Below are 26,930 nucleotides of genomic sequence, written 5' to 3'. Positions count from 1 at the left end.
GCGGTCACCGGCGCAAGCCGGCCGCAATATCATTGATCGATTTTATGTGATTGACAGGGTGTGATGGTCTCATCGTTCCCTGTCCGAAGGAACGGGAACGAATGACCGACAGCAACGACGACAAGACAATCAGCGCAACGGGGAAGAAGACCCTCACCCTGAAGCCTTCAGGGATGAGCCAGGGTACCGTTCGCCAGGATATGGGTCGCGGTCGCACGAAGGCGGTCGTCGTCGAGACCCGCAAGCGGCGCCCGATGCGCCCCGAAGACGAAAAGCCGATAACACCTGCTCCCGCAGCTCCAGTGCGCGCGCCCGAACCGGCGCCGGCACCCGTGCAGGCTCGCCCGCAGCAGTCGGCTCCGGCCCCGCGCATTCAACAGCCCGGCGGCCAGAACAACCAGCGCCCGCAGCAGACCAACCAGCGTCCGCAGCAATCCTACCAGCCGCAGCGCCAGCAGGATCGTCCGCGCCCCGTGGTGCTGAACCATCTTTCGCCCGAGGAAATGGACGCCCGCCGCCGCGCGCTTGCCGAAGCGCAGGCTCGTGACGCCCAGGACGCCATCCGTCGCGCCGAGGATGAAAAGCGCCGCGCCGCTGAAGAGGTCGTACGCCAAGCCGCCGAAGCAGAAGAAGCCAAGCTGCGCGCCGCCGAAGAGGCTGTCCGCCAGGCTGAGGCCGCAGCAGCAGCCCTTGCCGAACCACCCGCCGCTCCTGTAGCGGAAGCACGTGTTGAAACTCCGCGTCCGCAGCAGGCGGCACCGGCATCCGCGCCGGCCGCTCGTCGTACGGAAACCACGCCGTCGCCCTCGACCGCCCGGCCGGCACCTGGTACGCCGGCAGGTGTGCGTGGTCGCCGTGGTGAAGGCGAAGAGGAAGACCGCGGCGCTGCTTCGCGCAGCAGTCCGGTGCGCGGCCGTCCGGTTCGTCCGGAGCCCGCAAAGCCGGTGACAACCCGCCCGAAGAGCGAAGAAGATCGCCGTCGCGGCAAGCTGACTGTGACCACGGCAAACGTCGATGACGACGGAAACGCTCGCGGGCGCTCGCTTTCGGCCATGCGCCGCCGGCAGGAAAAATTCCGCCGCAGCCAGATGCAGGAAACGCGCGAGAAGATCACTCGCGAGGTCCAACTGCCTGAGACCATCACCATTCAGGAACTGTCGCAGCGCATGTCTGAACGTGCCGTCGACGTCATCAAGTACCTGATGAAGGAAGGCCAGATGATGAAGCCGGGCGACGTCATCGACGCCGACCTCGCTGAACTGATCGCCGGCGAATTCGGCCATACCGTCAGACGCGTATCCGAATCCGACGTCGAACTCGGCATCTTCAACCTGTCCGACGAGCAGGGCGAGCTGGTTTCACGCCCGCCTGTCGTCACCATCATGGGCCACGTCGACCACGGCAAGACATCGCTGCTCGACGCCATCCGCCATGCCAACGTGGTCTCCGGCGAAGCCGGTGGCATCACGCAGCATATCGGCGCCTATCAGGTGGAGCAGAACGGCCAGAAGATCACCTTCATCGATACTCCCGGTCACGCGGCCTTTACGGCGATGCGTGCCCGTGGTGCGCAGGCTACCGATATCGCGATCCTGGTGGTCGCGGCTGACGATAGCGTGATGCCGCAGACGATCGAATCCATCAACCACGCCAAGGCGGCCGGTGTTCCGATCATCGTGGCGATCAACAAGGTCGACAAGCACGAGGCCGATCCGCAGAAGGTTCGCAACCAGCTTCTGCAGCACGAAGTCTTCGTGGAATCCATGGGCGGTGAAGTGCTCGACGTCGAAGTCTCGGCCAAGACCGGCAAGAACCTCGACAAGCTGCTCGAGGCAATCCTGCTGCAGGCCGAAATTCTCGACCTCAAGGCCAATCCGAACAGGACGGCTGAAGGTACTGTCATCGAAGCCCAGCTCGACCGCGGTCGTGGTGCGGTTGCGACAGTGCTTGTCCAGAAGGGTACCTTGCGTCCGGGTCAGATCATCGTTGCCGGCGACGTATGGGGCCGTGTGCGCGCCCTGGTCACCGATAAGGGCGACCATGTGAAGGAAGCCAGTCCGGCGACTCCGGTCGAGGTTCTCGGTCTTTCCGGCACGCCGCAAGCAGGCGACAAATTCGCCGTCGTCGAGAATGAAAGCCGCGCCCGCGAAATCTCGGAGTATCGTCAGCGTCTCGCCCGCGATAAGGCGGCTGCCCGCCTGTCGGGACAGCGCGGTTCGCTGGAACAGATGATGACGCAGCTCCAGTCCACGGGCGTGAAGGAATTCCCGCTGGTCATCAAGGGCGACGTGCAGGGCTCGATCGAAGCGATTGCCGGCGCATTGGACAAGCTCGGTACCGACGAGGTTCGTGCCCGCATCGTTCATTCGGGTGCAGGCGGTATCACCGAGTCCGACATCTCGCTCGCCGAAGCATCGAACGCTGCCATCATCGGCTTCAACGTGCGTGCGAATGCGCAGGCACGCCAGTTCGCCGAACGTGAGGGGATCGAGATCCGCTACTATAACATCATCTACGACCTCGTGGATGACGTGAAGGCAGCGATGTCGGGTCTTCTTTCGCCGGAGCGTCGCGAGACCTTCATCGGCAATGCCGAGATCCTGGAGGTGTTCAACATCACCAAGGTCGGCAAGGTCGCGGGTTGCCGCGTCGTCGAAGGCAAGGTCGAGCGTGGCGCGGGCGTCCGCCTCATCCGCGACAACGTCGTCGTGCACGAAGGCAAGCTCAAGACCCTCAAGCGCTTCAAGGACGAAGTCTCCGAAGTGCCGATGGGCCAGGAGTGCGGCATGGCCTTCGAGAACTACGAAGACATGCGTAAGGGCGACGTCATCGAGTGCTTCCGCGTCGAGCACATCACGCGCACGCTCTGATCGGGCGACGATTGAAATCTTGAACGGGCGCCGGATGATCCAGTCCGGCGCCCGATCCATTTGGGATAAAGAACAATGGCAACAAGACCTACAACCTCGGCACCCTCGCAGCGCATGCTGCGCGTCGGCGAGCAGGTTCGCGCAGCGATCACCCAGGTGCTGCAGCGCGGCGAAGTGCGCGACGACATCATCGAGGCAACCGTAATCTCGATTTCCGAAGTGCGGATGTCACCCGACCTGAAGATCGCGACGGCCTATGTCACGCCGCTCGGCGTTTCCGACCACAGCGTCGTCATTGGTGCGCTGAACCGTAACGCGAAATTCATCCGCGGCAGGCTCGGACCGCAGCTGCGGCAGATGAAATACATGCCGGAAGTGCGCTTCCGCGACGATACAAGCTTCGACAATTACAAGAAGATCGACGAGCTGCTGCGTTCGCCCGAGGTGAGCCGCGACCTCGACAGTGACGACGAATAACAGAAGAGATTGATGTCCAGACCACGTAAACCCAAGGGCCGCCCGATTTCCGGCTGGCTGATCCTCGACAAGCCGGTGGATTTCGGCTCGACGGAAGCCGTTTCCAAGATCAAATGGCTCTTCAAGGCGCAGAAATGCGGCCATGCTGGTACGCTCGATCCGCTCGCATCCGGCATGCTGCCGATTGCGCTGGGCGATGCCACCAAGACCGTTCCCTATGTGATGGACGGCCGCAAGATATACGAATTCACCGTCAGCTGGGGCGAAGAGCGAGCGACCGACGACCTTGAGGGCGAGGTTACGCAGAGCTCGGAGGAGCGCCCAAGCGAAGAGCAGATCCGCGAGATCCTGCCCGCCTATATCGGCACGATCAGCCAGGTTCCGCCGCAGTTCTCGGCGATTAAAATCGCCGGCGAACGCGCCTATGATCTGGCCCGCGAAGGCGAGGCGGTCGAGATCCCCTCACGCGAGGTCGAGGTTCACCGCCTGACACTTCTCGCTTGCCCGGATGCCAATACGGCGCATTTCGAGGTCGAATGCGGCAAGGGCACCTACGTGCGGGCGCTGGCCCGCGATTTCGGCCGTGAACTCGGCTGCTACGGCCATGTTTCCGGCCTGCGCCGCACTTTTGTCGCGCCCTTTGCCGAGGAGACGATGGTGCCGCTTGCAAAGCTCACGGCCCTTGAAGAAATCGAGGACATGGATGAGCGCCTTGCCGCGCTCGACGCGCTTCTGATCGACACATGCGAAGCGCTGTCGGCCCTGCCCCACCTTGTTATCAGCGATGATCAGGCACACCGGTTGAAGATGGGCAATCCGATCCTGGTTCGCGGTCGGGACGCGCCCGTTGCCGAAAGCGAGGCCTATGCGACTGCCCGTGGCCGCCTGATTGCGATCGGCGAGATCGGACAAGGCGAATTCCGGCCCAAGCGCGTTTTCGGCTGACCGCCGTTGGCCCCGCCGTAACAATGGCGGCGGTTGTCAGCCGATAGCCATGCGATATGCTCTCCCGCGGGCCATGAAGGCCCGTCAAAGGGGAAGAGTATGCGCAGAATTACAATCGGAATGCTGACGTTCTTTTCATTTTTTCTGGCCGTTGCCAGTGCTCAATCTGCCGAGCGCTGGGCTGAACTGCCGGCCTTCCCGCCCATGCCGACGCCGAAGACGAGCGGCATGGCCGATGTGAACGACATCAAGATGTATTTCGCCGAATATGGCGAGGGCGACCCGATCCTCTTCATCCATGGCGGCTTGGGAAATGCCGATGTCTGGGGCCATCAGGTCGCCGATTTTGCCAAGGACCACCTTGTTATCGTTGCCGACAGCCGCGGGCATGGGCGTTCGACGCGCAGCCAGCAGCCCTTCGGCTATGACCTCATGACATCGGATTATGTGGCACTTCTCGACTATCTGAAGATCGGCAAGGTTACGCTGGTCGGCTGGTCGGACGGCGGCATCATCGGCATCGACATGGCGATGAAGAATCCGGAGAAGCTGACCCGCGTCATCGCCCAGGCGGCCAATGTCACGACCGACGGCGTGAAGGCCGACGTCATGAACAACAAGACGTTCGCCGACTACATCAACGTCGCCGGCGAATATTACAAGAAACTATCGCCGACCCCGAACGAGTACGATGCCTTCGTCAATCAGATCTCGGAAATGTGGGCAACGCAGCCCACCTGGACTGCCGCGGACCTCGGGAAGATCACGGTACCCGTCACGCTCGCCATCGGCGACCATGACGAGGCTGTAAAGCTCGATCACACGGAGATGATGGCGAAACAGATCCCTGGCGCAAAGCTCATCATCCTGAAGGATGCCAGCCATTTCGCCATGCTGCAGGATCCTGCGGGATATGATACGATGATCCGAGACTGCATGGCGGGGCGCTGACCAGCCACCACGGAAGCCCCCTCTTTCCATCGCTGCTTATTTGGTTTATAGGCAGCGCCAGCGTCTGGGGTATCCCCCGATTGCATTCACGGCCAAAGCTGGACGACATCCCGGCTTTTGGCGACCTAGTCTCCTCTTACGAAAGGATCCCCGATGTCGATCACTGCTGAGCGCAAGACTGCGCTGATCAAGGAATATGCAACCGTTGAAGGTGATACCGGTTCTCCGGAAATCCAGGTTGCGATCCTGACAGAACGCATCAATAACCTGACGGACCATTTCAAGGACCACAAGAAGGATAACCATTCCCGCCGTGGCCTGCTGACGATGGTTTCGACCCGCCGCTCGCTTCTTGACTATCTCAAGAAGAAGGATGAAGGCCGTTACTCCAAGCTGATCACCAGCCTGGGTATTCGCCGCTAAAATTCTCCGGCGGGCGCTTCCGGGCGTCCGCCGGATGTATTTCGGGACGACGCACCCGATGAAATCTTCCATCCGCGCACTATTTCCCGCGATGGAAGACCGGCGGACCCGGATGGGCCGGATCTGCCAGACCAACCGTTGACCTGTCATGGGGCAGGATTGCCGGATGCTTTCGGCCAAGGCTTCACAAGAGCTTTGGCCCGGTTTCCTTGAGGAAATCGGCCGTTCAAAGCTTCCCGTTGTCTTGCCCGTGATACGTCACATTGAATTGCGGTCGACCCTGCGCTGCTCCAGTTGGAGACGGCGCGTTGGCTGCATTGAAGGACAAGACATGTTCGATACACATACCGTAGAAATCGAGTGGGCCGGCCGCCCTCTCAAGCTCGAAACCGGCAAGATCGCCCGCCAGGCTGACGGCGCCGTTCTCGCCACCTATGGCGAAACCGTGGTTCTTGCGACCGTCGTTTCGGCCAAGGCGCCAAAGCCGGGCCAGGACTTCTTCCCGCTGACGGTCAACTACCAGGAAAAGACCTACGCAGCCGGCAAGATCCCCGGCGGCTACTTCAAGCGCGAGGGACGTCCAAGCGAAAACGAAACCCTCGTTTCCCGCCTGATCGACCGTCCGATCCGCCCGCTCTTCCCGGAAGGCTACAAGAACGACACGCAGGTCGTCGTCACCGTCGTCCAGCATGACCTTGAGAACAATCCGGACATCCTGTCCATGATCGCGACCTCGGCTGCCCTGACGCTGTCGGGCGTTCCCTTCATGGGTCCGGTCGGCGGTGCGCGCGTCGGCTACATCAACGGCGAATATGTTCTGAACCCGCATCTCGACGAAATGGACGAGTCGACCCTGGACCTCGTCGTTGCCGGTACCTACGATGCCGTTCTGATGGTTGAATCCGAAGCCAAGGAACTCAACGAAGAAGTCATGCTCGGCGCGGTCATGTTCGGCCACAAGGGCTTCCAGCCGGTTCTCGACGCGATCATCAAGCTTGCTGAAGTGGCTGCCAAGGAGCCCCGCGATTTCCAGCCGGAGGACTACTCCGAGTTGGAAGCCGAAATGCTCAAGCATTTCGAAGCTGAACTGCGCGAAGGCTACAAGATCACCCAGAAGGCCGACCGCTACGCAGCCGTCGACGCCGTCAAGGCAAAGGTCAAGGCTCACTTCTTCCCGGAAGGCGTTGAGCCGAAGTACTCTGCCGAAGTCATCGGCGCCGTCTTCAAGCACCTGCAGGCCAAGATCGTTCGCTGGAACATCCTCGACACCAAAAGCCGCATCGACGGTCGCGACCTGTCGACCGTTCGCCCGATCGTTTCGGAAGTCGGCCTCCTGCCGCGCACGCATGGTTCGGCACTCTTCACCCGCGGTGAAACGCAGGCGATCGTCGTTGCCACGCTCGGCACCGGCGAAGACGAACAGTATGTCGATTCCTTGACGGGCATGTACAAGGAGCGCTTCCTGCTCCATTACAACTTCCCTCCCTACTCGGTTGGTGAGACCGGCCGCATGGGCTCCCCGGGTCGCCGTGAAATCGGCCATGGCAAGCTCGCATGGCGTGCCATCCGTCCGATGCTGCCGACGCCTGAGCAGTTCCCTTACACGCTGCGCGTGGTCTCCGAGATCACCGAGTCGAACGGCTCGTCCTCGATGGCTACCGTCTGCGGCACCTCGCTCGCTCTGATGGATGCAGGTGTACCGCTCGCCAAGCCGGTTGCCGGTATCGCCATGGGCCTGATCCTGGAAGGCGACCGCTTCGCCGTCCTTTCCGACATTCTGGGTGACGAAGACCACCTCGGCGACATGGACTTCAAGGTAGCGGGTACTGCCGACGGCATCACTTCACTGCAGATGGACATCAAGATCGCCGGTATCACCGAAGAGATCATGAAGGTCGCGCTTGGCCAGGCACAGGGTGGTCGTGCCCACATCCTCGGCGAAATGGCGAAGGCCATTACCGAAAGCCGCGGCCAGCTCGGCGAATTCGCTCCGCGCATCGAAGTCATGAACATTCCGGTCGACAAGATCCGCGAAGTCATCGGCTCGGGTGGCAAGGTCATCCGCGAAATCGTCGAAAAGACGGGCGCGAAGATCAACATCGAGGACGACGGCACCGTCAAGATCGCCTCCTCCTCGGGCAAGGAAATCGAAGCCGCCCGCAAGTGGATCCACTCGATCGTTGCCGAGCCGGAAATCGGCCAGATCTACGAAGGTACTGTTGTCAAGACCGCCGACTTCGGCGCCTTCGTCAACTTCTTCGGCGCCCGTGACGGTCTCGTACACATCTCGCAGCTTGCTTCCGAGCGTGTCGCGAAGACACAGGATGTCGTCAAGGAAGGCGACAAGGTCTGGGTCAAGCTGCTCGGCTTCGACGAGCGCGGCAAGGTTCGCCTGTCCATGAAGGTTGTCGACCAGGCCAACGGCCAGGAAATCCCGGCTGCCGAAAAGGGCGACAAGAAGAAGGATGAAGCGGCCGAATAAGCCGCGCCTTCTCCGTTGATATTCGGGCGCGGGACTGTTTCCGCGCCCTTTTTGTATTCGACCTTTGCGCAACTTCGGATCAAAAACCGCCGCGCACTTTCCCTGGAATTGCTCCAGATGACGGGACCAGACCATGAGCAGCGAAACGCTTAAAACTCTCTTTCACCCCTTTGCCAGCGAAACAGTAGCGTCGCCCGGCGAAGGCGAGCGTGTGCTCTTCCTTGGCGCAGAGGCAGGCTTTGTACTGCCCGAGGGCTTTGCCGCGTCTCTGGCTGCCGTGCAGGGCTTCAAGCCGCTCTACAGGCAGCTTCTGGCGCAACGCGTCGAGGCAACGCCGGAGATCGACGGTGAAGCCTATGATGCGGGCCTTGTGCTCTGCAACAAGCACAAGGGCGAAAACGAGGCCAATATTGCCGCTGCCCTTTCCCGCGTGAAGGCCGGCGGGCTGATCGTCGTCGCCGGCGGCAAGGAAGACGGTATCCAGCCGTTGCGCAAGAGGGTGGAAGGTTTCGGCCTCGATACCGAGCATATGCCGAAATATCATGGCGTTGCCTTCTGGTTCGGCCGGCCGGCCGATGTCAGCGAGATCGTTTCGAAGTTCGGGAAGTCGCCGGTGCGCGTCGACGGCCGCTTCATTGCCTCGCCTGGCATGTTCTCGCATGATCGGCTCGATGCCGGTTCGCAGCTTCTCGCCTCACGCCTGCCGACCGATTTTACCGGCGATGTGGCTGATTTCGGCGCCGGCTGGGGCTATCTCTCCGTTGAAATGGCGCAGAAGTCTCCGAACCTTGCCCGCCTCGACCTCTACGAAGCCAGTTACGAGGCCCTGGAGGCCGCCAAGGCCAATCTGGCGGAGAACTGCCCGCACGCGCCCACGCGCTTCTTCTGGCACGATGTGGCGGGCGAGCCGGTGCGGGACAAATACGATCTCGTCATCATGAACCCGCCCTTCCATGAAGGTCACGCGGCCGAGCCTTCGCTCGGCCAGGCAATGATCAAGACCGCCGCCTCTTCACTGCGCGGCGGCGGACGGCTCATGCTGGTGGCCAATCGCGGCCTGCCGTATGAACCGGTTCTTGCTGAGCATTTCAAGGATAGCGGCGAAACCTGCCGCAATGCCCGCTTCAAGGTGTTGTGGGCACGGAAATAAAAAAGGCGGCCGATGGCCGCCTTTTCTTTTTAAGCCTTGCTCGCCTTACTCGACGTCTGCCCTGCGCAGCGTCTCCAGCGTCGGCATGGAGGTGATGTTGTAGCCTGCATCCACGAAATGGATTTCGCCCGTCACGCCCGTCGAGAGATCCGAAAGCAGGTACAGCGCCGAGCTGCCGACCTGATCGATGGTGACGGTCTTGCGCAGCGGCGCATTGCGCTGGTTCCACGACAGGATGGCGCGGGCATCGGAAATACCGGCGCCGGCGAGCGTGCGGATCGGGCCTGCCGAAATGGCGTTGACGCGGATGCCGCGCTGGCCGTAATCCGCCGCCAGATAGCGCACGGAGGCTTCCAGAGCGGCCTTGGCGACGCCCATGACGTTGTAGTTCGGAATGACGCGCGTCGAGCCGTTATAGGTCAGCGTCAGCATGGTGCCGCCGTCTTCCATCAGCGGAGCGCAGCGCTTGGCGATCTCCGTGAAGGAGAAACAGGAAATAACCATGGTACGGCTGAAGTTCTCGCGCGTCGTATCGGCGTAGAGGCCCTTCAGCTCGTTCTTGTCGGAAAAGCCGATGGCATGGACGATGAAATCCAGCTTGCCCCAACGCTCCTTGAGCGCGTCGATGACCGTATCGACCGAAGCAATATCCTCGACATCGCAGGGTAGAATAAAATCGGAATTGACTTCGGCGGCAAGCGGCTTGACGCGCTTGCCGAGTGCATCGCCCTGGAAAGTGAAAGCCAGTTCCGCGCCCTGGGCAGCGAGCGCCTTCGAAATCCCCCAGGCGATAGAATGGTTGTTTGCGACGCCCATGATGAGGCCGYGCTTACCCTGCATGATTCCGGTCATATTGTTATCCGTTATAGCGCTGGAACACGAGCGTGGCGTTGGTGCCGCCGAAGCCGAAGGAATTGGAGAGAGCGATGTCGATCTTCGCATTGTCGATGCGTTTGCGGACGATCGGCACGCCTTCGAATTCCGGATCGAGTTCCTTGATATGCGCGCTTTCGCCGACGAAGCCTTCCTGCATCATCAGCAGGGAATAGATCGATTCCTGAACGCCGGCAGCTCCCAGCGAATGGCCCGTCAGTGACTTGGTGGACTGAATATGCGGAATCTTGTCGCCGAAAACTTCACGGATGGCGCCGATTTCCTTGCTGTCGCCGACCGGCGTCGACGTGCCGTGCGTGTTGATATAATCGACATCGCCCTTCACGGTCGCCAGCGCCTGACGCATGCAGCGAATGGCCCCTTCGCCCGAGGGTGCGACCATGTCATAGCCGTCGGAGGTCGCGCCGTAGCCGATGATTTCGGCATAGATCTTGGCACCGCGCGCCTTGGCATGTTCCAGTTCCTCGAGGACGAGCACACCAGCGCCGCCGGCGATGACGAAACCGTCACGGCTGACGTCGTAGGCGCGGGAAGCGGTATCCGGCGTGTCGTTGTACTTGGAGGACATGGCGCCCATGGCGTCGAAGAGGTTCGACATCGTCCAGTCGAGATCTTCATGACCGCCGGCAAACATCATGTCCTGCTTGCCCCACTGGATCATTTCCACGGCGTTGCCGATGCAGTGCGCAGAGGTCGAGCAGGCAGACGAGATCGAATAGTTGACGCCGTGAATCTTGAACCAGGTGGCGAGCGTCGCGGATGCGGTCGAAGACATGGCCTTCGGCACGGCAAAGGGGCCGATACGCTTCGGGCTGTTGTTCTTGACGGTGATCTCGGCCGCTTCGATGAGCGTGCGCGTTGACGGGCCGCCGGATCCCATGATGATGCCGACGCGCTCGTTTTCGCTGTAGTCTTTGTCTTCCAGGCCGGAATCGGCAATCGCCTGCTTCATGGCCACATGATTCCAGGCGCCGCCCTGCGAAAGGAAACGCATGGCGCGGCGGTCGACCAGTTCGGCCAGTTTCTCCGAGCCGAGCTTGGGGCTGCCCCAGACCTGGCACTTGAAGCCGTGCTCGGCGAAATCGTTGGAGAAGGAAATACCCGACTTTGCCTGCCGCAAGGATTCGGTGACTTCGGCCGCGTCGTTTCCGATCGAAGACACGATACCCAGACCCGTGACAACTACCCGTCTCATCTGCTCAAACCCTTGTTGTTTCGTGAGCCGCTCGAAATGCGGTTTTTAGGCCGTCTTATCTTTCGAGAGACCGACGCGAAGGTCGGTCGCCTGGTAAATGGTTTCGCCATCCGCCTTCAGCCAGCCGTCGGCGGTGCCGAGCACCAGACGTCCGCGCATGACACGCTTGAAGTCGATACCGTATTCAATCAGCTTCGTATGCGGACGGACCATGCCCTTGAACTTTACTTCGCCCGTCGAAAGCGCCATGCCGCGGCCCGGTTCACCGAGCCAACCCAGGTAGAAACCGGTCAACTGCCACATGCCGTCAAGGCCGAGGCAGCCCGGCATGATGGGATTGCCTTCGAAGTGGCAGGGGAAATACCAGTCGTCGGGGCGAACATCGTATTCGGCTCGCAGATAGCCCTTGTCGAAGGCGCCACCTGTTTCAGAAATGTCCGTGATCCGATGAACCATCAGCATGGGCGGCAAAGGCAGCTGCGCATTGCCAGGCCCGAAGAGCTTGCCATGTGCGCAGGCGATAAGTTCTTCATACGAGTAGCTGGACTGTCCGGTCGTCATAAATCTCTGTTTCCCCCCGCGTTCTTGGCGATGGATGTGTGTCTTTAGTCCAAGTTCACCAGAAAATGAAGCGCAAGCATGGCAGCTTCATTTCTTGGTTCCGGACCCGGCTTGAGCCAGTATTTGGTGGTCGCATACAGGAAGGCCAAGGCCTCGACCAGACCTAATTGCGTCAAAAGCCCGTTTTTGCGGCCTTTCGAAGGTTCTTGTCCCCATTGAACTATTGAAAGGCTTTTGCGCAAAAGTTATATCGCTTGAACAAACATGATTGCTTTTCGCCAGAATAACCGGAGTTGGTGTTAATGACGGGTGAAGCCCCGATCGCCATTGAGGTCAGGCTGCGCAGTGCAGGCCTGCGTCCCACCCGCCAGCGCGTTGCGCTTGGCGATCTCCTGTTTGCCAAGGGCGACCGGCACTTGACCGTCGAAGAACTGCACGAGGAAGCGGTTACTGCCGGCGTGCCGGTTTCGCTCGCGACGGTCTACAATACGCTTCACCAGTTCACGGAAGCCGGCCTGATCCGGGTTCTCGCCGTCGAGAGCGCCAGGACCTATTTCGACACCAATGTCTCCGATCACCATCACTTTTTCGTCGAAGGCGAAAACGAGGTGCTCGATATTCCGATCAGCAATCTGACCATCGCCAATCTGCCGTCGCCGCCCGAGGGCATGGAAATCGCCCATGTCGACGTGGTGATCCGTCTACGGCAGAAGCAGAGCTGATTTTCACATCACATCGTCAGGATGCCGGCCGGGCATGTGCTTGTAGGTCGGGAATGTCCAGCCGAACCACAGGGCGCCGCCGCGCACCGCGAAGGCTGCCGCGACCCCGCAGGCCGATGCGATGTAGAGCTCGGCGCCAAGCGCATTGACGCCGGTAAAGACGCCAGACCCCACCAGGGCCGCCGTCACGTAGATTTCCGGGCGCAGCAGCACGGACGGTTCATTTGCCAGGAGATCACGCAGGATGCCGCCAAAGGTTGCCGTGAGCGCACCGGTGACAATGGCGATCGTCGGCGAGCCGGTGGCGGCCAGCCCCTTGGCGGCGCCGAGCACGCAATAGGCGGCAAGACCGACCGCATCGAGCCAGATCAGGAGGCGATAGCGCGATTCCAGGAGATGGGCGGTAAAGAAGACGACGACACCCGCAATACAGCAGATGACGATATAGAAAGGGTTCAAGACCCAGAAGACCGGCACGCGGCCGAGAATGATATCGCGCACGGTGCCGCCGCCCGTCCCCGTGACGATCGCGAAAAACAGGAAACCGATCAGGTCGAGCTGCTTGCGCGAGGCCGCCAGCGCGCCGGTTGCGGCAAAGAGGGCAATGCCGGCGTAATCGAGATAGACGAGCAATGACATTGAGGCCTCCAGACCGGCGGAACGAGGCACACTGAATCATTGCGGCAAGGGCGGCGCAAGGCGGCGCATACAGAATGGAAGGCCAGAGAGCCTTTATCCATAAGAGGAAAGCCGTGAAGCTGCTGCCCGTACTCCTGAACGTCATTTTGCTGCTGGTCATGCCGGTTGCGGCCTTTGCACAGCAATCGCTGATCTCCGACCCGGAGATCTACGAGAAGAAGCATTTCCAGGAAAAGTGCACGGAAGCATCCTTCGGTGACGGCTTCCTGATCCGCCAGGATATCAATAATGACGGGCTCATGGATGTCGTCATTAACGAGGGGGAACTCACCTGCGACGGCCAGAAGGGTCCGCAGTGCAATGAAGACGGTTGCACCTATAATTTCTATCTGCAGGTGGCTGAAGGCGGCTACTTCATGATCGCGACCGCGCAGATCTTCGGCTACGACTTCGTGCAGCGCTTCGGCAACATGGTGCTCGCCATGAAAATGAGCCCGCGCTTCTGCGACCGTACCGGCGGCGACCCGTGCATAGTCACCACCCGCGTACGCGGTACGAAGTTCGTTACCATTTCCAAGAAATAGTCCTCAGCTCGGAAAGAGCAGCGTGTTGCGGCCAGCGAGGTAGTAACCGACGAGGCCGTACCATTCGCGAAGGGCGGTCCCGAAGTTTTGGGCGTTCAAGCTCGGCTGGGTAAAATCCAGGCCGAGGCTGACATTGCCGGTCGTGCGATAATCCGTTGGCCAAGGCACGATAGCGATGCCGAGTTTGCGGAAGAGGCCAACCGAGCGCGGCATGTGGAAGGCCGAGGTGATCAGCAGGCAATTCGAGAGGCCCTGCTGCGCCAGGAATTCCCTGGTGTTAACAGCGTTTTCGTAGGTCGTACGCGACTGCGTTTCCTCGACGAGACGCTCTTTGCCGATGCCGAAGATCGGGAAGAAGCGTTTGGAAGCGGCCGCGTCCCCTTCATAAGTTCCAGAGAGCGACCCGTCGCCACCCGACACCAGGATGCGGGATTGCGGATATTTCTGCGCCAAACGTAGTGCTTCGATAAAGCGGTCCGCACCATCGGCGAACTCGATCCCGTGACGAGCGGTATTCACGTCGTTCTCAAATGCGCCGCCGAGCACGATCATGCATTTGACGTCGTCAGGATCGCTGCCCGGCTTCGGGAAACGTTCCTCCAGCCCCTGCAGCAGATAGTTGCCTGATGTCGTAAAGAGCGTGACGAAAAGGAGGATGACCGCCCCCGCTGCGCCGAGTGCACTGAAAATACGCCAACGCAATAACCCGGCGATCAGGGCAGCAGAGCGCAGAAAAAAGCCAGCGACAGAGGCTGGCCAAAGATCCAGACGAGCTTGGAAAATACGAACACGTTCAACTCCTCGCCAGGTAGCGTCTGGCCTTCCTACCCGATTCGAGAGCGATCGCAATGATTGCCGTTACCTGGCGCGCGCCGGATGCGGTTGGGGAGTTGCGATCTTTTGATTGAACCGCCGCTGCAGCGGGCGGGGAATGAACAGGGCCGCAATCGCCAGCGCCATTGCGAAAACGGAAACCAGCCACAGCGCCTGCGCGCCCACATGATGCGTTATGAGAGCTCCGCTGATGGCGCCGAGCACCATGCCGCCCCATGGCACGACCTGGATCGTCCAGTCGAGACGCCGGTCGCCGATGATCCAGCGACCTATGCCGCGGCCGAAGCGCGAGAGCGCGCCGGTCACATAGGTCAGACCGATCGGCAGGCCCTCTATATGCTCGACCGCGGCATTTACCATGCCCATGGCAAGCACGATCAAGTAGAAGCGTGGCATCAGCAGATCCTGCAGCGTCATCATCGAGGCGAGCGCCAGCATGAGGCTGACGCAGCAGAGCACCACGAAGATACGCCGCACGGCGCGGTGAGCGACGACGATGCCGGCGGCATTTCCCAGCACGAAGACGATGATGGCCGACACAAGCACTGCGGCATGCCTGACGTCGCCACTGCTCAGCGCAAGGGCCGCCCGTGTCGTATTGCCGGTCATGAAGGAAACGAAGTCGCCGGTCAGAAGCAGGCCAGTCGCATCCGTCATTCCAGCCAGAAAGGAGATCGAGCCAACCAACGCCAGCCCGGTTGTAGTCCTGCGGGTTCTGATGATGCGGCGGCGTCTTGCTCGTGTCATGGTTCGCGTCCGGGAAGCGTCGAATCGGCAGGCTTCGACGACAGATATGAAAACCCGTTTTTAGCTGTTGGCAAACCGACAACTGAGCAATCGCTGACAAATGTCAGTTATGCTGACCTGAAATGCCCATTAAAATGTATTCGGAGAAGTTTGGTGGAGCTAAGCGGGATCGAACCGCTGACCTCTTGCATGCCATGCAAGCGCTCTCCCAGCTGAGCTATAGCCCCATCAGGGTGGTCCAGCTTGCGCCGGTCCTGGGATACTCCGGAGGCGTTTCCTCTGGAGTGGCGGCTTATTACTTGCGGTTTTCGCAGATGGCAAGCCTAAAAAATCCGGCCCGGAATATTTTTGTCATCCGGGCCGATATTCGTCGATCAGACTTCGTCTTCGTCGCCGGTGACGCCGATGATGTCGCTCATGTCGTCATCCTCGTCATCTTCATCAACTTCGAGGAAAGTATCGTCGTCATCGCCTTCGACTTCGACATCGTCGTCGCCGATATCAGGGATATCGTCGCCGGAAGCGGCGTCATCTGCGTCTTCGAGCGAAACCAGTTCGACTTCGGTGTTTTCGGTATCGACTTCAGCAACCTCGTCATCATCCTGAACTTCGGCGAGTGCCGAGGTTTCCTGGAAGAAGGACAGGGGATAGGATTTGCCGGTATAAGGGGAGACGATCGGATCCCGGTTCAGATCGTAGAACTTCTTGCCGGTTTCCGGATCAGTGCGCTTTGTACCAAGTTCCGCTTTCGCCACTATAAGCCTCGTGAGAATGGCCGAATGAGAAATTCGGCAAATGCCGTCAAACCGGCGTTCTATTCGGAATTTATAAGCCGGTCCCCATAATCGCTACGGCTTCTCATGTCAAAGCTAAACTTCATAGGGCACTTCAGGCTTTTCGCCGCCATTCCGGATGACCGTTCGGCAAGTTTGTGCTAACCAGCCGCGATTGTCGCAAGGCCGGTCGGAAAAACACCCCGTCACCGGGGCGTAAGCGATCTGAATGTATTGCCTTTGCAAAGGGTTAACCCATGTCGCAGGGTTTCGCATTGAAGCCGGCCCTCACTCGCAAATCCTCCGGCCTTTCCGGAACCGTCCGTATTCCGGGCGACAAGTCGATCTCGCATCGCGCTTTCATGCTCGGCGGACTGGCATCGGGGGAAACACGTGTCACTGGGCTCCTCGAAGGCGAGGATGTGGTGAATACCGGCAAGGCGATGCAGGCCATGGGCGCCATAATCCATCAGGATGGCGGCGCATGGATCATCAATGGAACAGGCAATGGCGCATTGCTTGCACCTGAAATACCGCTCGATTTCGGCAATGCCGGTACCGGCGCGCGCCTGACCATGGGCCTTGCCGGCGTCTACGACTTCGACACAGTCTTCACCGGCGACGCCTCGCTCTCTCGGCGGCCGATGGTCCGCGTGCTCGATCCCTTGCGCAGGATGGGCGTGCAGGTGAAGGCCATGGAGGGCGACCGCCTGCCGGTCATGCTGCGTGGGCCTGAAACGCCGGCCCCGATCCGCTACACCCTGCCCGTGGCCTCCGCGCAGGTGAAATCGGCGGTATTGCTGGCCGGCCTCAATGTACCAGGTGTGACGACGGTCATTGAGCCGGCGATTACGCGCGACCATACGGAAAGGATGCTGATCGGCTTCGGCGCGGACCTATCCGTGGAGACCGACACGGACGGCACGCGGACGATCCGGCTGCAAGGCCGCGGCAAGCTGACCGGACAGACTATCGACGTACCCGGCGATCCCTCCTCTGCCGCTTTCCCGCTCGTCGCGGCTTTGCTGGTGCCGGGCTCGGACATCACCATTTCCAATGTGCTGATGAATCCGACCAGAACCGGGCTGATCCTGACGCTGCAGGAAATGGGCGCCGATATCGAAATCCTCAATCCACGCTTTACGGGCGGCGAGGATGTTGCTGATCTGCGCGCGCGCCATTCCGAGCTGACCGGCGTCACCGTGCCGGCAGAGCGGGCACCTTCGATGATCGATGAATATCCGGTTCTTGCCGTCGCCGCCGCCTTCGCCAAGGGCCGGATGGTCATGAATGGCCTGCAGGAACTGCGGGTCAAGGAGTCCGACCGGCTCTCAGCCGTCGCGGAAGGGCTGAAGCTCAACGGCGTCGAATGCGAGGAAGGCAAGGATTGGCTTTCCGTCACCGGCAGGCCGGATGGCAAGGGGCTCGGTTGTGCCGCAAGTGAGCGGGTAAGCACACATCTCGACCATCGCGTCGCCATGAGCTTCCTTGTCATGGGGCTGGCTTCGGAGCATCCTGTCGGCATTGACGACAGCAGTATGATCGCAACCAGCTTTCCGCAGTTCATGGCTCTGATGGAGAGCCTTGGGGCGAAGATCGAGCAGGCCTGACATGTACCAGCCACCACATTTCCGCGAGGAAGACCTTGGCGTGCAGCATGCGCTGATCCGCGCCCATCCGCTTGGCCTGCTGATTACGGCGGGCAATTCCGGGCTTATCGCCAATTCGGTGCCCTTCCATCTCGATGCCGAGGCCTCTGAGAAGGGAATGCTGCGGCTGCATCTGGCACGGGCGAACGGGCAGTGGCGCGATATCGCGGCCGGCGCGCCGGTGCTTGCCGTCTTCCAGGGCGCCAATTCCTATGTCACGCCATCCTGGTACAAGACCAAAGCAGAGACCGGCAAAGTCGTGCCGACCTGGAACTATGCGATCGTGCAGGCGCGCGGGGCCGCCCGGGTGATCGAGGACGAAGGCTGGCTGCTTTCGCAGATCAACGCAATTACAGGCGAACAGGAAGGTCAGCGCGCAAGGCCCTGGTCGGTCGGTGATGCGCCTGACGATTTCATCCGTGCCCAACTCAAGGGCATCATCGGCGTCGAAATCGAGATCGCCGAGATCGAGGGCAAGTGGAAGGTGAGCCAGAACCGACCTATCGCCGACCGCGAAGGTGTTGCCAAGGGCCTGGACGAGATGGCAGAGCAGGCCGAAATGCAGGAACTGGTGCGCCGCTACGGCGGCCTTGGCACGGAATGAATTGATGACCGACAGCTTTATCATCGCCATCGACGGCCCGGCCGCGGCGGGCAAGGGCACGCTTTCGCGCCGGATCGCGGAGCAATACGGCTTCCACCACCTCGATACCGGCCTCACCTACCGGGCGACGGCCAAGGCGCTCATCGATGCCGGGCTGCCTCTCGACGACGAGACGGTTGCTGAAAAGATGGCGCGCGAGGTTGAACTGGCCGGGCTCGATCGCGATATACTCTCGAGACACGAGATTGGCGAAGCCGCCTCAAAGATTGCCGTGATGCCGGCGGTTCGCCGGGCGCTGGTGGAGGCGCAGCGGCGGTTTTCCGGGAAGTTGCCGGGGACGGTTCTCGACGGGCGCGATATCGGCACCGTCGTCTGCCCTGGCGCACCGGTGAAACTTTATGTGACGGCATCGCCGGAGGTTCGCGCCAGACGCCGCTACGACGAGATCGTCGGCAAGGGTGGCTCGGCGAATTTCGATGCGATTTTCGAGGACGTCAAACGACGCGACGATCGCGACATGAACAGGGCGGACAGCCCGATGAAACCGGCGGTCGATGCGCACTTGCTTGACACGTCGGAAATGAGTATAGAAGCCGCGTTTCAAGCTGCAAAGTCGTTTATCGACGCCGCTTTGAACCGAAATGCCTAAGACAAGCGATTTTCCGTGCTTCGTGCGCGGGACGCTCATGCGAAAGCAAGCCTGAAATTCCGTCCAAGCGCCGGATTGCCTTCTTAAACGAGGGCGGACTGGGTTCAGGCCCATTTAACTCGAACCAACCGGCGCATACGTGAGCCTTGAAGCTATCGAAGGCCACGCAGGAGATTTTATGTCAGTAGCTACTCCCTCTCGCGAGGATTTCGCGGCCCTTCTCGAAGAGTCCTTTGCCAAGAACGATCTGGCCGAAGGCTATGTTACCAAGGGTATCGTCACGGGCATCGAAAAGGATGTCGCCGTTGTTGACGTCGGCCTGAAGGTCGAAGGCCGCATCGCGCTCAAGGAATTCGGCGCTCGCGCCAAGGATGGCCAGCTCAAGGTTGGCGACGAAGTCGAAGTCTACGTTGAGCGTATCGAAAACGCGCTCGGCGAAGCAGTTCTGTCGCGCGAGAAGGCTCGCCGCGAAGAAAGCTGGGTCAAGCTCGAAGCCAAGTTCGAAGCTGGCGAGCGCGTCGAAGGCGTTATCTTCAACCAGGTCAAGGGTGGCTTCACGGTCGACCTCGACGGTGCGATCGCCTTCCTGCCGCGTTCTCAGGTCGACATTCGTCCGATCCGCGACGTTACTCCGCTGATGCACAACCCGCAGCCCTTCGAAATCCTCAAGATGGACAAGCGCCGCGGCAACATCGTGGTTTCGCGCCGTACGGTTCTGGAGGAATCCCGTGCCGAGCAGCGTTCTGAAATCGTTCAGAACCTCGAAGAAGGCCAGGTTGTTGACGGCGTCGTCAAGAACATCACCGATTACGGTGCGTTCGTTGACCTCGGCGGCATCGACGGCCTGCTGCACGTCACCGACATGGCATGGCGCCGTGTGAACCATCCGTCGGAAATCCTGAACATCGGCCAGCAGGTCAAGGTTCAGATCATCCGCATCAACCAGGAAACCCACCGTATCTCGCTCGGCATGAAGCAGCTCGAGTCCGATCCGTGGGATGGCATCCAGGCCAAGTATCCGGAAGGCAAGAAGATCTCCGGTACCGTTACGAACATCACCGACTACGGTGCGTTCGTCGAGCTGGAGCCGGGCATCGAAGGCCTGATCCACATCTCGGAAATGTCCTGGACCAAGAAGAACGTTCACCCCGGCAAGATCCTGTCCACGAGCCAGGAAGTCGAAGTCGTCGTTCTCGAAGTCGATCCGTCCAAGCGCCGTATCTCGCTCGGCCTCAAGCAGACGCTGGAAAACCCGTGGGCAGCATTCGCCCGCAGCCATCCGGCCGGCACTGAAGTCGAAGGCGAAGTCAAGAACAAGACCGAATTCGGCCTGTTCATCGGCCTCGACGGCGATGTCGACGGCATGGTTCACCTCTCCGACCTCGACTGGAACCGTCCGGGCGAACAGGTCATCGAGGAGTTCAACAAGGGTGACGTCGTCAAGGCTGTCGTTCTCGACGTCGATGTCGAGAAGGAACGCATCTCGCTCGGCATCAAGCAGCTCGGCAAGGATGCGGTCGGTGAAGCCGCTGCTTCCGGCGACCTGCGCAAGAATGCAGTCGTTTCTTGCGAAGTCATCGCTGTCAACGACGGCGGTATCGAAGTGAAGCTCGTCAGCCACGAGGACATCACTTCCTTCATCCGTCGCGCCGATCTCGCTCGCGATCGCGACGAACAGCGTCCGGAACGCTTCTCGGTCGGCCAGACCGTAGATGCCCGCGTCACCAACTTCTCCAAGAAGGACCGCAAGATCATGCTGTCCATCAAGGCTCTGGAGATCGCGGAAGAGAAGGAAGCCGTTGCTCAGTTCGGTTCGTCCGACTCGGGCGCTTCGCTCGGCGACATCCTCGGCGCGGCTCTGAAGAACCGCGGCGAATAATCCTTCGCTGATCCATTGAAATAAGAACCCGCCGGATCGCTCCGGCGGGTTTTTTTGTCTTAAGGGAATGTCTGGAATTATTCCCAGCCGACCATGCGCTGGTAGAGGGCATAGACCGGATCGGCGACCGTTGCCGGAGCAGTAGACGGATCGGGATCAAACATTTTCGGCTGGCGCCTCTCCTCCCGCGGGGCTTCCTCCCCGCCGGCCTGCTGCTCGTCGCCGCCCTGACCGGATTGCGCCTGCTGCTGCTGATCCTGCGAGCCACCATTTTCATGATGGCGCTGAGGAGGCTCGTCCGCCTTGGTCGCCTTATATTCATCGCGGGCGAACTGATAAGGGGTTTGCGCGTAGGGAAGGCCTTCTGGCATGCGGGCCGCGAGCGGAACATAAGAGAGCGTTTCGACGACTGCGACGGGAACCGTTTGCGGCTGCGCAACGATTTCGCGGGCGGGACGCGCCGTCTGGGCAACAGCAGCGATTTCCGCCTGGGACGGGCGAGAGGCCTGGGCAGATGCAGGCTCGAGCACATCTTCCGGGGTCGTTCGAACCAGGCTCTCCGTCGCCTCGCTGATGACGGCCTCGTCCAGCATCGCATCGATTTCGACAGCGGCTTCGACAGGCGTCTCCGTCAATAGGACGGCGGCTTCCTGCTCGCGGATGATCGTTGCGATCATCTGCGAAACCTGCTCGGTCATGGAGCTGACGATACCGGTCCAGTTGCGCGGGATAACCGGATCGGCCTTGGCGGAGATTGCCTGCTGTTCCGGCTGAGACTGCTCAGCGGCTTTAACCTGTTCCGGTTCGACCACTTCCTGCTCCGCCGGCGCAGGCTGGACTTCTTCCGTCTCTCGCAGCATGACTGCCAGCGGCGAAGTTTCTTGCATCACCGTCGCAGACTGGCCCCGACCGCCGGTCTGTTGGTCCTCGACGGTTAGATCGACCGCCCCGACAACAGGTGCTTCTGCCGAAGCGGTTTGTTCGGCGAGATCAGGCATTCCCGCAGCCGGCTTTGCGGCGGGCTGGCGTGCGGTGGGCAGGTTGTCTTGCTGCAGCTGGATTTCCGGCCGCGTCTCGATACGCGGCGGCGCCCCATCATTCTGGCGATAAGAGCGGACAACGGCGCGGGCTGCGAGATCCCTGTCCTTATGGCTGATGATCTCCAGATAGGAGATGACACGTGCGGCTTCCGGACCAGTGGGATTCTTGAGGGCCGCGGCGACCATCCTCAGTGGCAGACTGTGGCCATCATCGGAAAGCTGGCGCTCGACCGCATCAATTGCGGCGTCGGGCATGCGGCGGATGGCCTCGGCGACACGAGTGGCAAAAGCCTGATCGGATTCGCCTTCGCCGCGCTGCAGGGACATGGTGCGCCCGGTGGCATTGATGATGTCGAGAAGCGCTTCAATCATGCGCTGGCGCGCGGCAATGAGCAGGATATTGAGCTTGCCGGCAATCGCGGCATTGAGGTCGGCTGCTTCAACTGCATTCACCGGGGTGGGGGCGACCACCGACCGGCCGAGGCCGCCGGCAACGATTGCCGCCGTCTGGCCCTGAGAAGAAAGACTTGCATTGGACGCTGAACGAACGGGAGACAACACAGGCATGCTCCTTTCGCAAAGTGGCTATGAAAGCAGGTTTTACAAAGAGACCGCGCTCATCCGGCCCCTTGCATCCTGGCAGATCCTCCTGTCCGCACCGGCGCACTTTTTGCGCCGTCGAATGCATAAAAATTAATGATAATGTTACTGAAAATCCCTTAACGAATAGCTAACGACCGCGGACGTGTTATCCGCGGGCCAATCAGCATTTCCAATGAAATGCTGACTCAGCTATGGGCGAAGATATCCGCCTCTTCCCAGCCGAGAAGATCAAGCTTGGCTCGTGTCGGCAGGAATTCGAAGCAGGCCGTCGCATGCTCCAGACGGCCGTCACGAATGAGGCGCTGATTGAGCTTGTCACGCAGCGCATGCAGATAGAGCACGTCGGAGGCAGCGTATTCGAGCTGCGCCTGTGAAAGTGTTTCGGCAGCCCAGTCGGAGGATTGCTGCGCCTTGGAGATATCGACTTCAAGCATCTCCTTGAGATTATCCTTCAGGCCGTGGCGATCCGTGTAGGTACGGGTCAGGCGGGAGGCGATCTTCGTGCAGAAGACCGGCGTCGTGGTGACATCGAACGTATGGAAGAGCACGGCGATGTCGAAACGGCCGTAATGAAAGATCTTCTGGTGTGTCGGATCGGCAAGCAGCGCGACCAAGTTCGGAGCTTCCTTCTGACCAGCCGCAATACGGATCACGTCCGCAGAGCCGTCACCCGGCGAAAGCTGCACGACGCAGAGACGATCCCGGCGCGGCACGAGGCCGAGCGTTTCGGTATCGATCGCGATCGCCCCGGTGTAACGGGCGGCATCCGCCGCGGAAATATCGCCTTGGTGATAACGGATGGTGGCCGCCATGGGATGTCTCTCGTTCAGCTTCGTCTTTCCGGGCTATATCGCAAAGAGCGGAAGCGCGAAACCGCTTTTCCTGCTGCGGGCCAGCTATCTGGCGGCGGCGCGTCGTCCGTTCAATAATGCGGTGGCCTGGTGATCGCCGGCGCCTCCAGCGACTGTTCCTCCAGGCTCAGGAAGCGCTCAGTCAATCGGTCAAGCTTGGCGCGCGTCTGCTCCATGACCTTCCATTGTTCGGCAAGCTGATCGGAAAGCTCATCGATCGTCTTTGCCTGGTGGGCCAGCATTTCTTCCAGTCTGGTAATGCGGGCTGCCTCGTCGGACATCGGCTTTCTCCCCTGATATCAGGTGGCATTCCAAAGCCGAAATAGGCCGGGGCGTCAATGGTTTCGAGGGCCAAAGCAAAGGATTCCGAAAGTGAACCGTTTGGTTACCAAAAGGCCTTGCCGCGCCTCATGATGTGGGGTAGGCCGATATCCATATGGGAGGAAAACTGATGGATGTAGGCAATGGCTTTCTTCATCCGGACCGGCTCTTTCCCGCCGATCCGGCAACGCGGACAATAGCGCGCGATCTCTACGAGACGGTGCGCGGTCTTCCAATCGTCAGCCCGCACGGGCACACCGAACCGTCCTGGTTCGCAGACGACAAGGCCTTCGAAGACGCCGCTTCGCTGCTCGTCATTCCCGACCACTATCTCTTCCGTATGCTACACAGCACCGGCACCAAGCTTGACCAGCTCGGTGTACCGCGTCTCGACGGCAAGACGGTTTCGAGCGGCCGTGATATCTGGCGTGCTTTCGCCGCCAAATACCATCTTTTCCGCGGAACCCCTTCCAGCCTTTGGGTCGATCACGCCATGTCGGCCGTACTTGGCTGCACCGAGCCACTGACGACTGACAACGCCGATGCGCTCTACGACCACATCAATGCGCAGCTAAAGCTTCCGGAGTTCCGACCGCGGGCGCTGCATCAGCGTTTCGGTATCGAAACAATTGCCACGACCGAGGGCGCGCTCGATCCGCTGCCGCATCACCAGAAGATGGCGGCGGACGGCTGGATCGGCAAAGTGCGCACCACCTACCGCCCCGATAGCGTTACCGATCCTGATGCCGTCGGCTTCCGCGACAACCTTGTCAAGTTCGGCGAGATCAGCGGCTGCGACATTACCAAGTGGGACGGGCTGATCGAGGCCCATCGCAAGCGGCGCGCCTATTTCCGCCAGTTCGGCGCAACGGCGACCGACCACGGCGTACCGAGCGCCTTTACCGCCGATCTGCCGCTTACCGAGAAGCAGGCGCTGCTCGACAAGGCACTGAAGGGGCCGCTTTCGGCGGCCGATGCGGAACTTTTCCGCGGGCAGATGATGACGGAAATGGCCGGCCTGTCTGCCGAAGACGGCATGACGATGCAGATCCATGCCGGTTCGCGCCGCAATACCGACCGCGAGCTTTTCGAAACCCGTGGACCGAACATGGGCGCCGATATTCCGACGCGCACCGACTGGGTCGGCGGCCTCAACGCGCTGCTTTCGAAATACGGCCATGCGCCGGGCTTGCGCATCCTGCTCTTCACGCTCGACGAGACGACCTATGCCCGCGAGCTGGCGCCTATGGCCGGCCACTGGGCCTGCCTGATGATCGGCCCGCCCTGGTGGTTCTACGACAGCCCTCTCGGCATCCGCCGTTATCTCGATCAGGTGGTGGAGACGGCCGGCTTTGCCAATCTCGCCGGCTTCAACGACGATACCCGCGCCCTGCTATCGATCCCCGCGCGCCACGACGTCTGGCGCCGCGAGATCTGCCGTTTCCTGGCGCAACTTGCTGTCGAACACCGGATTTCCAGGAAGGAAGCCGAGATCGTCGCGCGCGAGCTTTCCTATGGCAATGCAAAGAAGGCCTATAAGCTGTGAGCGACAGACTGCAGAACGTGACCGGCCTTGCGCCAACTGCGAAGCTTCCTGCCTATGACCGGAATGCGCTGAAAGCCGGCATCCTGCATCTCGGCCCAGGTGCCTTCTTCCGCGCTCATTTCGCGCCCTTCACGGATGGCGCGCTGGCAGCTGCCGGCGGCGATTGGGGCATCGAGGTAGCAAGCCTGCGCACGCCTGATGTTGCGGACAATCTAGGCGCCCAGAACGGGCTCTATACGGCGCTGATCCGGGACACCTCGGGTACGACGGCGCAGGTGATCGGCTCCATCCTGAAAACACATGTGGCGCCACGTGATCCAGCAGGCCTTCTGGCGCGGCTTGAAGACCCTGATATCCGCATCGTCAGCATGACGGTGACGGAAAAGGCCTATGGTTTCGATCCGGCAACGGGTGGTCTCGACCTCAAGCACCCTGATATTGTCGCCGACCTTACCAACCGGCATGCGCCGCGTGGCGTCATTGGCTATCTCGTGGAAGGCCTTGCACGTCGCCGGCAGAAGGGCATCGCACCCTTTACGCCACTGAGCTGCGACAACCTGCCAAGTAACGGTGCCGTGCTGAAGCGCCTCGTGCTGGAATTCACCTCCCGCATCGATACCGACCTGCATGGCTGGATCGAGGCGAACGTGCCCTTCCCTTCGACAATGGTCGACCGCATCACGCCGGCAAGCACCGATGCGACCTACGCCGATGCCAAGCGGCTGACGGGCCGCACGGATATGGCGGCGATCGAGACGGAACCCTTTACCCAATGGGTGATCGAGGACCATTTCGCCAATGGCCGACCGGCCTGGGAGAAGGTTCACGGCGCGCTGATGGTCGAGGAAGTCTCGGCCTATGAGAAGATGAAGCTGCGTATGCTGAATGGTGCGCATTCGCTGCTCGCCTATCTCGGTTATATAGCAGGCTATGAATTTATCCGCGATGTGATGGGTGATGCAGGGCTTGCCGCCCTTGCCCGTCGGCACATGAATGCGGCGGCGGAAACGCTCGATCCGGTTCCAGGCATCGATCTTGACGCCTATGCGGACGAATTGATAGCGCGCTTTGCAAACAAGGCTATCGCGCACCGCACCTATCAGATTGCCATGGACGGCACGCAGAAGCTGCCGCAGCGCCTGCTGGAGCCGGCGACGGAAGCGCTGGCCAAAGGCAGCAAGGCCGAAACCTACGCAATCGCCGTTGCAGCGTGGATGCGCTACGCCATTGGGGTCGACCGCAAGGGCGAACGCTACGAGTTGCGTGATCCGCGGGCGGGGGAGATTGCAGCACTTCTCGACGGTGTGCCGCGCAACGGCGAGGCAGTTTCGAAAGCACTGCTCGACCTGCCGGGGCTGTTCCCGAAGGCGCTTACCGAAAACATCGCCTGGACCGATGATGTGGCGAACAAGCTGGAGATTCTGATCCAGGACGACAGGCTGCCCCTCTATTGAAGGGGTAGCGACCCTTTCCCATCCCTGTGACTGCCGCGGGTATGAGGAAATATGAATGGAATCGGCTCCGTCACAGCCGTTTAAGCC

At 60.6% G+C, this 26,930-nt stretch carries 24 protein-coding genes, 1 tRNA gene and 1 pseudogene; 15 read left to right on the top strand and 11 right to left on the bottom strand.

Annotation, left to right across the window (positions count from 1 at the left end; all coding sequences use genetic code 11):
* The first annotated feature begins 101 nt into the window (after nucleotides 1–101).
* From infB to AC1D35_RS24470, 7 genes are all read left to right on the top strand, one after another.
* Nucleotides 102–2,870, top strand: coding sequence for a translation initiation factor IF-2 (gene infB, locus AC1D35_RS24500; RefSeq protein ID WP_113307172.1), 2,769 nt, complete (start codon nucleotides 102–104; stop codon nucleotides 2,868–2,870).
* Between the two features lie 75 nt (nucleotides 2,871–2,945).
* Nucleotides 2,946–3,347, top strand: a complete 402-nt coding sequence (gene rbfA, locus AC1D35_RS24495) for a 30S ribosome-binding factor RbfA (RefSeq protein ID WP_113307171.1) — start codon at nucleotides 2,946–2,948, stop codon at nucleotides 3,345–3,347.
* 12 nt (nucleotides 3,348–3,359) lie between these two features.
* Nucleotides 3,360–4,292 (top strand): tRNA pseudouridine(55) synthase TruB, encoded by a 933-nt coding sequence (gene truB / locus AC1D35_RS24490; protein WP_113298096.1) that lies wholly within the window; start codon nucleotides 3,360–3,362, stop codon nucleotides 4,290–4,292.
* A 99-nt stretch (nucleotides 4,293–4,391) separates the two neighbouring features.
* Nucleotides 4,392–5,243: an alpha/beta fold hydrolase gene (locus tag AC1D35_RS24485; RefSeq protein WP_113307170.1), complete on the top strand. Its 852-nt coding sequence runs from the start codon at nucleotides 4,392–4,394 to the stop codon at nucleotides 5,241–5,243.
* A 153-nt stretch (nucleotides 5,244–5,396) separates the two neighbouring features.
* Complete coding sequence (gene rpsO / locus AC1D35_RS24480; protein WP_113298094.1) at nucleotides 5,397–5,666, top strand: 30S ribosomal protein S15; 270 nt, start codon at nucleotides 5,397–5,399, stop codon at nucleotides 5,664–5,666.
* Between the two features lie 331 nt (nucleotides 5,667–5,997).
* Nucleotides 5,998–8,148, top strand: a complete 2,151-nt coding sequence (gene pnp, locus AC1D35_RS24475; protein ID WP_113307169.1) for a polyribonucleotide nucleotidyltransferase — start codon at nucleotides 5,998–6,000, stop codon at nucleotides 8,146–8,148.
* A 133-nt stretch (nucleotides 8,149–8,281) separates the two neighbouring features.
* Nucleotides 8,282–9,298: a class I SAM-dependent methyltransferase gene (locus tag AC1D35_RS24470; RefSeq protein WP_113307168.1), complete on the top strand. Its 1,017-nt coding sequence runs from the start codon at nucleotides 8,282–8,284 to the stop codon at nucleotides 9,296–9,298.
* 45 nt (nucleotides 9,299–9,343) lie between these two features.
* Here AC1D35_RS24470 and fabI read toward each other — a convergent pair whose 3' ends face one another.
* The 3 genes from fabI to fabA are packed head-to-tail and all read right to left on the bottom strand — an operon-like array spanning nucleotide 9,344 to nucleotide 11,948.
* Entirely contained in the window at nucleotides 9,344–10,150 is an 807-nt protein-coding gene (fabI, locus tag AC1D35_RS24465) for an enoyl-ACP reductase FabI (protein WP_477940403.1), read from the bottom strand.
* A gap of 4 nt (nucleotides 10,151–10,154) precedes the next feature.
* The gene (gene fabB / locus AC1D35_RS24460; protein WP_113298090.1) at nucleotides 10,155–11,387 is read right to left on the bottom strand and encodes a beta-ketoacyl-ACP synthase I; all 1,233 of its coding nucleotides are present in this window, start codon (nucleotides 11,385–11,387) and stop codon (nucleotides 10,155–10,157) included.
* Between the two features lie 45 nt (nucleotides 11,388–11,432).
* Nucleotides 11,433–11,948, bottom strand: a complete 516-nt coding sequence (gene fabA, locus AC1D35_RS24455) for a 3-hydroxyacyl-[acyl-carrier-protein] dehydratase FabA (RefSeq protein WP_113307166.1) — start codon at nucleotides 11,946–11,948, stop codon at nucleotides 11,433–11,435.
* A 302-nt stretch (nucleotides 11,949–12,250) separates the two neighbouring features.
* On the opposite strand from fabA, the gene irrA reads away from it, so the two are divergent.
* Entirely contained in the window at nucleotides 12,251–12,670 is a 420-nt protein-coding gene (irrA, locus tag AC1D35_RS24450; RefSeq protein WP_113298088.1) for an iron response transcriptional regulator IrrA, read from the top strand.
* A gap of 3 nt (nucleotides 12,671–12,673) precedes the next feature.
* Here the strand turns inward: irrA and AC1D35_RS24445 are convergent, their stop codons facing one another.
* Nucleotides 12,674–13,309 carry a trimeric intracellular cation channel family protein gene (locus AC1D35_RS24445; RefSeq protein WP_007814141.1) on the bottom strand — a complete coding sequence of 212 codons (636 nt, stop codon included), beginning with the start codon at nucleotides 13,307–13,309 and terminating at the stop codon, nucleotides 12,674–12,676.
* A gap of 74 nt (nucleotides 13,310–13,383) precedes the next feature.
* Between AC1D35_RS24445 and AC1D35_RS24440 the strand changes: the two genes are divergently transcribed.
* A complete protein-coding gene (locus tag AC1D35_RS24440) occupies nucleotides 13,384–13,893 on the top strand; it encodes a hypothetical protein (protein WP_113307165.1) in 510 nt (169 codons plus the stop codon).
* Between the two features lie 3 nt (nucleotides 13,894–13,896).
* Here AC1D35_RS24440 and AC1D35_RS24435 read toward each other — a convergent pair.
* From AC1D35_RS24435 to AC1D35_RS24420, 4 genes and pseudogenes are all read right to left on the bottom strand, one after another.
* Nucleotides 13,897–14,684 (bottom strand): annotated as a pseudogene (locus AC1D35_RS24435) (YdcF family protein).
* Nucleotides 14,685–14,751: 67 nt separating this feature from the next.
* Nucleotides 14,752–15,474 carry a YoaK family protein gene (locus AC1D35_RS24430; RefSeq protein WP_113298085.1) on the bottom strand — a complete coding sequence of 241 codons (723 nt, stop codon included), beginning with the start codon at nucleotides 15,472–15,474 and terminating at the stop codon, nucleotides 14,752–14,754.
* A gap of 151 nt (nucleotides 15,475–15,625) precedes the next feature.
* Nucleotides 15,626–15,701: transfer RNA gene (locus AC1D35_RS24425), tRNA-Ala, on the bottom strand.
* 147 nt (nucleotides 15,702–15,848) lie between these two features.
* A complete protein-coding gene (locus tag AC1D35_RS24420) occupies nucleotides 15,849–16,229 on the bottom strand; it encodes a TIGR02300 family protein (RefSeq protein ID WP_113298069.1) in 381 nt (126 codons plus the stop codon).
* Between the two features lie 275 nt (nucleotides 16,230–16,504).
* Between AC1D35_RS24420 and aroA the strand changes: the two genes are divergently transcribed.
* From aroA to rpsA, 4 genes are all read left to right on the top strand, one after another.
* Nucleotides 16,505–17,857, top strand: a complete 1,353-nt coding sequence (aroA, locus tag AC1D35_RS24415) for a 3-phosphoshikimate 1-carboxyvinyltransferase (RefSeq protein ID WP_113307164.1) — start codon at nucleotides 16,505–16,507, stop codon at nucleotides 17,855–17,857.
* A 1-nt stretch (nucleotide 17,858) separates the two neighbouring features.
* Nucleotides 17,859–18,500, top strand: a complete 642-nt coding sequence (locus tag AC1D35_RS24410; RefSeq protein WP_113298067.1) for an FMN-binding negative transcriptional regulator — start codon at nucleotides 17,859–17,861, stop codon at nucleotides 18,498–18,500.
* A 4-nt stretch (nucleotides 18,501–18,504) separates the two neighbouring features.
* The gene (gene cmk / locus AC1D35_RS24405; protein ID WP_477855350.1) at nucleotides 18,505–19,149 is read left to right on the top strand and encodes a (d)CMP kinase; all 645 of its coding nucleotides are present in this window, start codon (nucleotides 18,505–18,507) and stop codon (nucleotides 19,147–19,149) included.
* 178 nt (nucleotides 19,150–19,327) lie between these two features.
* Nucleotides 19,328–21,028: a 30S ribosomal protein S1 gene (gene rpsA / locus AC1D35_RS24400; protein ID WP_113298065.1), complete on the top strand. Its 1,701-nt coding sequence runs from the start codon at nucleotides 19,328–19,330 to the stop codon at nucleotides 21,026–21,028.
* A 77-nt stretch (nucleotides 21,029–21,105) separates the two neighbouring features.
* Here the strand turns inward: rpsA and AC1D35_RS24395 are convergent, their stop codons facing one another.
* The 3 genes from AC1D35_RS24395 to AC1D35_RS24385 form a co-directional block, all read right to left on the bottom strand.
* Complete coding sequence (locus AC1D35_RS24395; protein ID WP_113307281.1) at nucleotides 21,106–22,629, bottom strand: ribonuclease E domain-containing protein; 1,524 nt, start codon at nucleotides 22,627–22,629, stop codon at nucleotides 21,106–21,108.
* Nucleotides 22,630–22,856: 227 nt separating this feature from the next.
* Entirely contained in the window at nucleotides 22,857–23,483 is a 627-nt protein-coding gene (locus AC1D35_RS24390; RefSeq protein WP_113307162.1) for a ribonuclease D, read from the bottom strand.
* A 110-nt stretch (nucleotides 23,484–23,593) separates the two neighbouring features.
* The gene (locus AC1D35_RS24385; RefSeq protein WP_113298063.1) at nucleotides 23,594–23,803 is read right to left on the bottom strand and encodes a SlyX family protein; all 210 of its coding nucleotides are present in this window, start codon (nucleotides 23,801–23,803) and stop codon (nucleotides 23,594–23,596) included.
* Between the two features lie 170 nt (nucleotides 23,804–23,973).
* Here AC1D35_RS24385 and uxaC point away from each other — a divergent pair, with 170 nt between their 5' ends.
* The gene (gene uxaC, locus AC1D35_RS24380; protein WP_113307161.1) at nucleotides 23,974–25,389 is read left to right on the top strand and encodes a glucuronate isomerase; all 1,416 of its coding nucleotides are present in this window, start codon (nucleotides 23,974–23,976) and stop codon (nucleotides 25,387–25,389) included.
* Nucleotides 25,386–26,843 carry a mannitol dehydrogenase family protein gene (locus AC1D35_RS24375; RefSeq protein ID WP_113307160.1) on the top strand — a complete coding sequence of 486 codons (1,458 nt, stop codon included), beginning with the start codon at nucleotides 25,386–25,388 and terminating at the stop codon, nucleotides 26,841–26,843. Before uxaC ends, AC1D35_RS24375 begins: the two co-directional genes overlap by 4 nt.
* Nucleotides 26,844–26,930: the final 87 nt, after the last annotated feature.

Source organism: Rhizobium sp. P1_E6 (genome assembly GCF_056405875.1).
Note: the sequence above shows the minus strand (reverse complement) of the source record. Positions and strands in the feature narration are given on the sequence as shown.

Excerpts from the sequence above, each read along its gene's own strand:
- AC1D35_RS24385 (WP_113298063.1), bottom strand. The coding sequence starts at position 23,803 with ATGTCCGACGAGGCAGCCCGCATTACCAGACTGGAAGAAATGCTGGCC.
- cmk (WP_477855350.1), top strand. The coding sequence starts at position 18,505 with ATGACCGACAGCTTTATCATCGCCATCGACGGCCCGGCCGCGGCGGGC.
- truB (WP_113298096.1), top strand. The coding sequence starts at position 3,360 with ATGTCCAGACCACGTAAACCCAAGGGCCGCCCGATTTCCGGCTGGCTG.
- irrA (WP_113298088.1), top strand. The coding sequence starts at position 12,251 with ATGACGGGTGAAGCCCCGATCGCCATTGAGGTCAGGCTGCGCAGTGCA.
- AC1D35_RS24390 (WP_113307162.1), bottom strand. The coding sequence starts at position 23,483 with ATGGCGGCCACCATCCGTTATCACCAAGGCGATATTTCCGCGGCGGAT.
- uxaC (WP_113307161.1), top strand. The coding sequence starts at position 23,974 with ATGGATGTAGGCAATGGCTTTCTTCATCCGGACCGGCTCTTTCCCGCC.
- AC1D35_RS24445 (WP_007814141.1), bottom strand. The coding sequence starts at position 13,309 with ATGTCATTGCTCGTCTATCTCGATTACGCCGGCATTGCCCTCTTTGCC.
- fabB (WP_113298090.1), bottom strand. The coding sequence starts at position 11,387 with ATGAGACGGGTAGTTGTCACGGGTCTGGGTATCGTGTCTTCGATCGGA.
- AC1D35_RS24470 (WP_113307168.1), top strand. The coding sequence starts at position 8,282 with ATGAGCAGCGAAACGCTTAAAACTCTCTTTCACCCCTTTGCCAGCGAA.
- AC1D35_RS24430 (WP_113298085.1), bottom strand. The coding sequence starts at position 15,474 with ATGACACGAGCAAGACGCCGCCGCATCATCAGAACCCGCAGGACTACA.
- aroA (WP_113307164.1), top strand. The coding sequence starts at position 16,505 with ATGTCGCAGGGTTTCGCATTGAAGCCGGCCCTCACTCGCAAATCCTCC.
- rpsA (WP_113298065.1), top strand. The coding sequence starts at position 19,328 with ATGTCAGTAGCTACTCCCTCTCGCGAGGATTTCGCGGCCCTTCTCGAA.
- infB (WP_113307172.1), top strand. The coding sequence starts at position 102 with ATGACCGACAGCAACGACGACAAGACAATCAGCGCAACGGGGAAGAAG.
- rbfA (WP_113307171.1), top strand. The coding sequence starts at position 2,946 with ATGGCAACAAGACCTACAACCTCGGCACCCTCGCAGCGCATGCTGCGC.
- AC1D35_RS24440 (WP_113307165.1), top strand. The coding sequence starts at position 13,384 with ATGGAAGGCCAGAGAGCCTTTATCCATAAGAGGAAAGCCGTGAAGCTG.
- AC1D35_RS24410 (WP_113298067.1), top strand. The coding sequence starts at position 17,859 with ATGTACCAGCCACCACATTTCCGCGAGGAAGACCTTGGCGTGCAGCAT.
- AC1D35_RS24485 (WP_113307170.1), top strand. The coding sequence starts at position 4,392 with ATGCGCAGAATTACAATCGGAATGCTGACGTTCTTTTCATTTTTTCTG.
- pnp (WP_113307169.1), top strand. The coding sequence starts at position 5,998 with ATGTTCGATACACATACCGTAGAAATCGAGTGGGCCGGCCGCCCTCTC.
- rpsO (WP_113298094.1), top strand. The coding sequence starts at position 5,397 with ATGTCGATCACTGCTGAGCGCAAGACTGCGCTGATCAAGGAATATGCA.
- fabA (WP_113307166.1), bottom strand. The coding sequence starts at position 11,948 with ATGACGACCGGACAGTCCAGCTACTCGTATGAAGAACTTATCGCCTGC.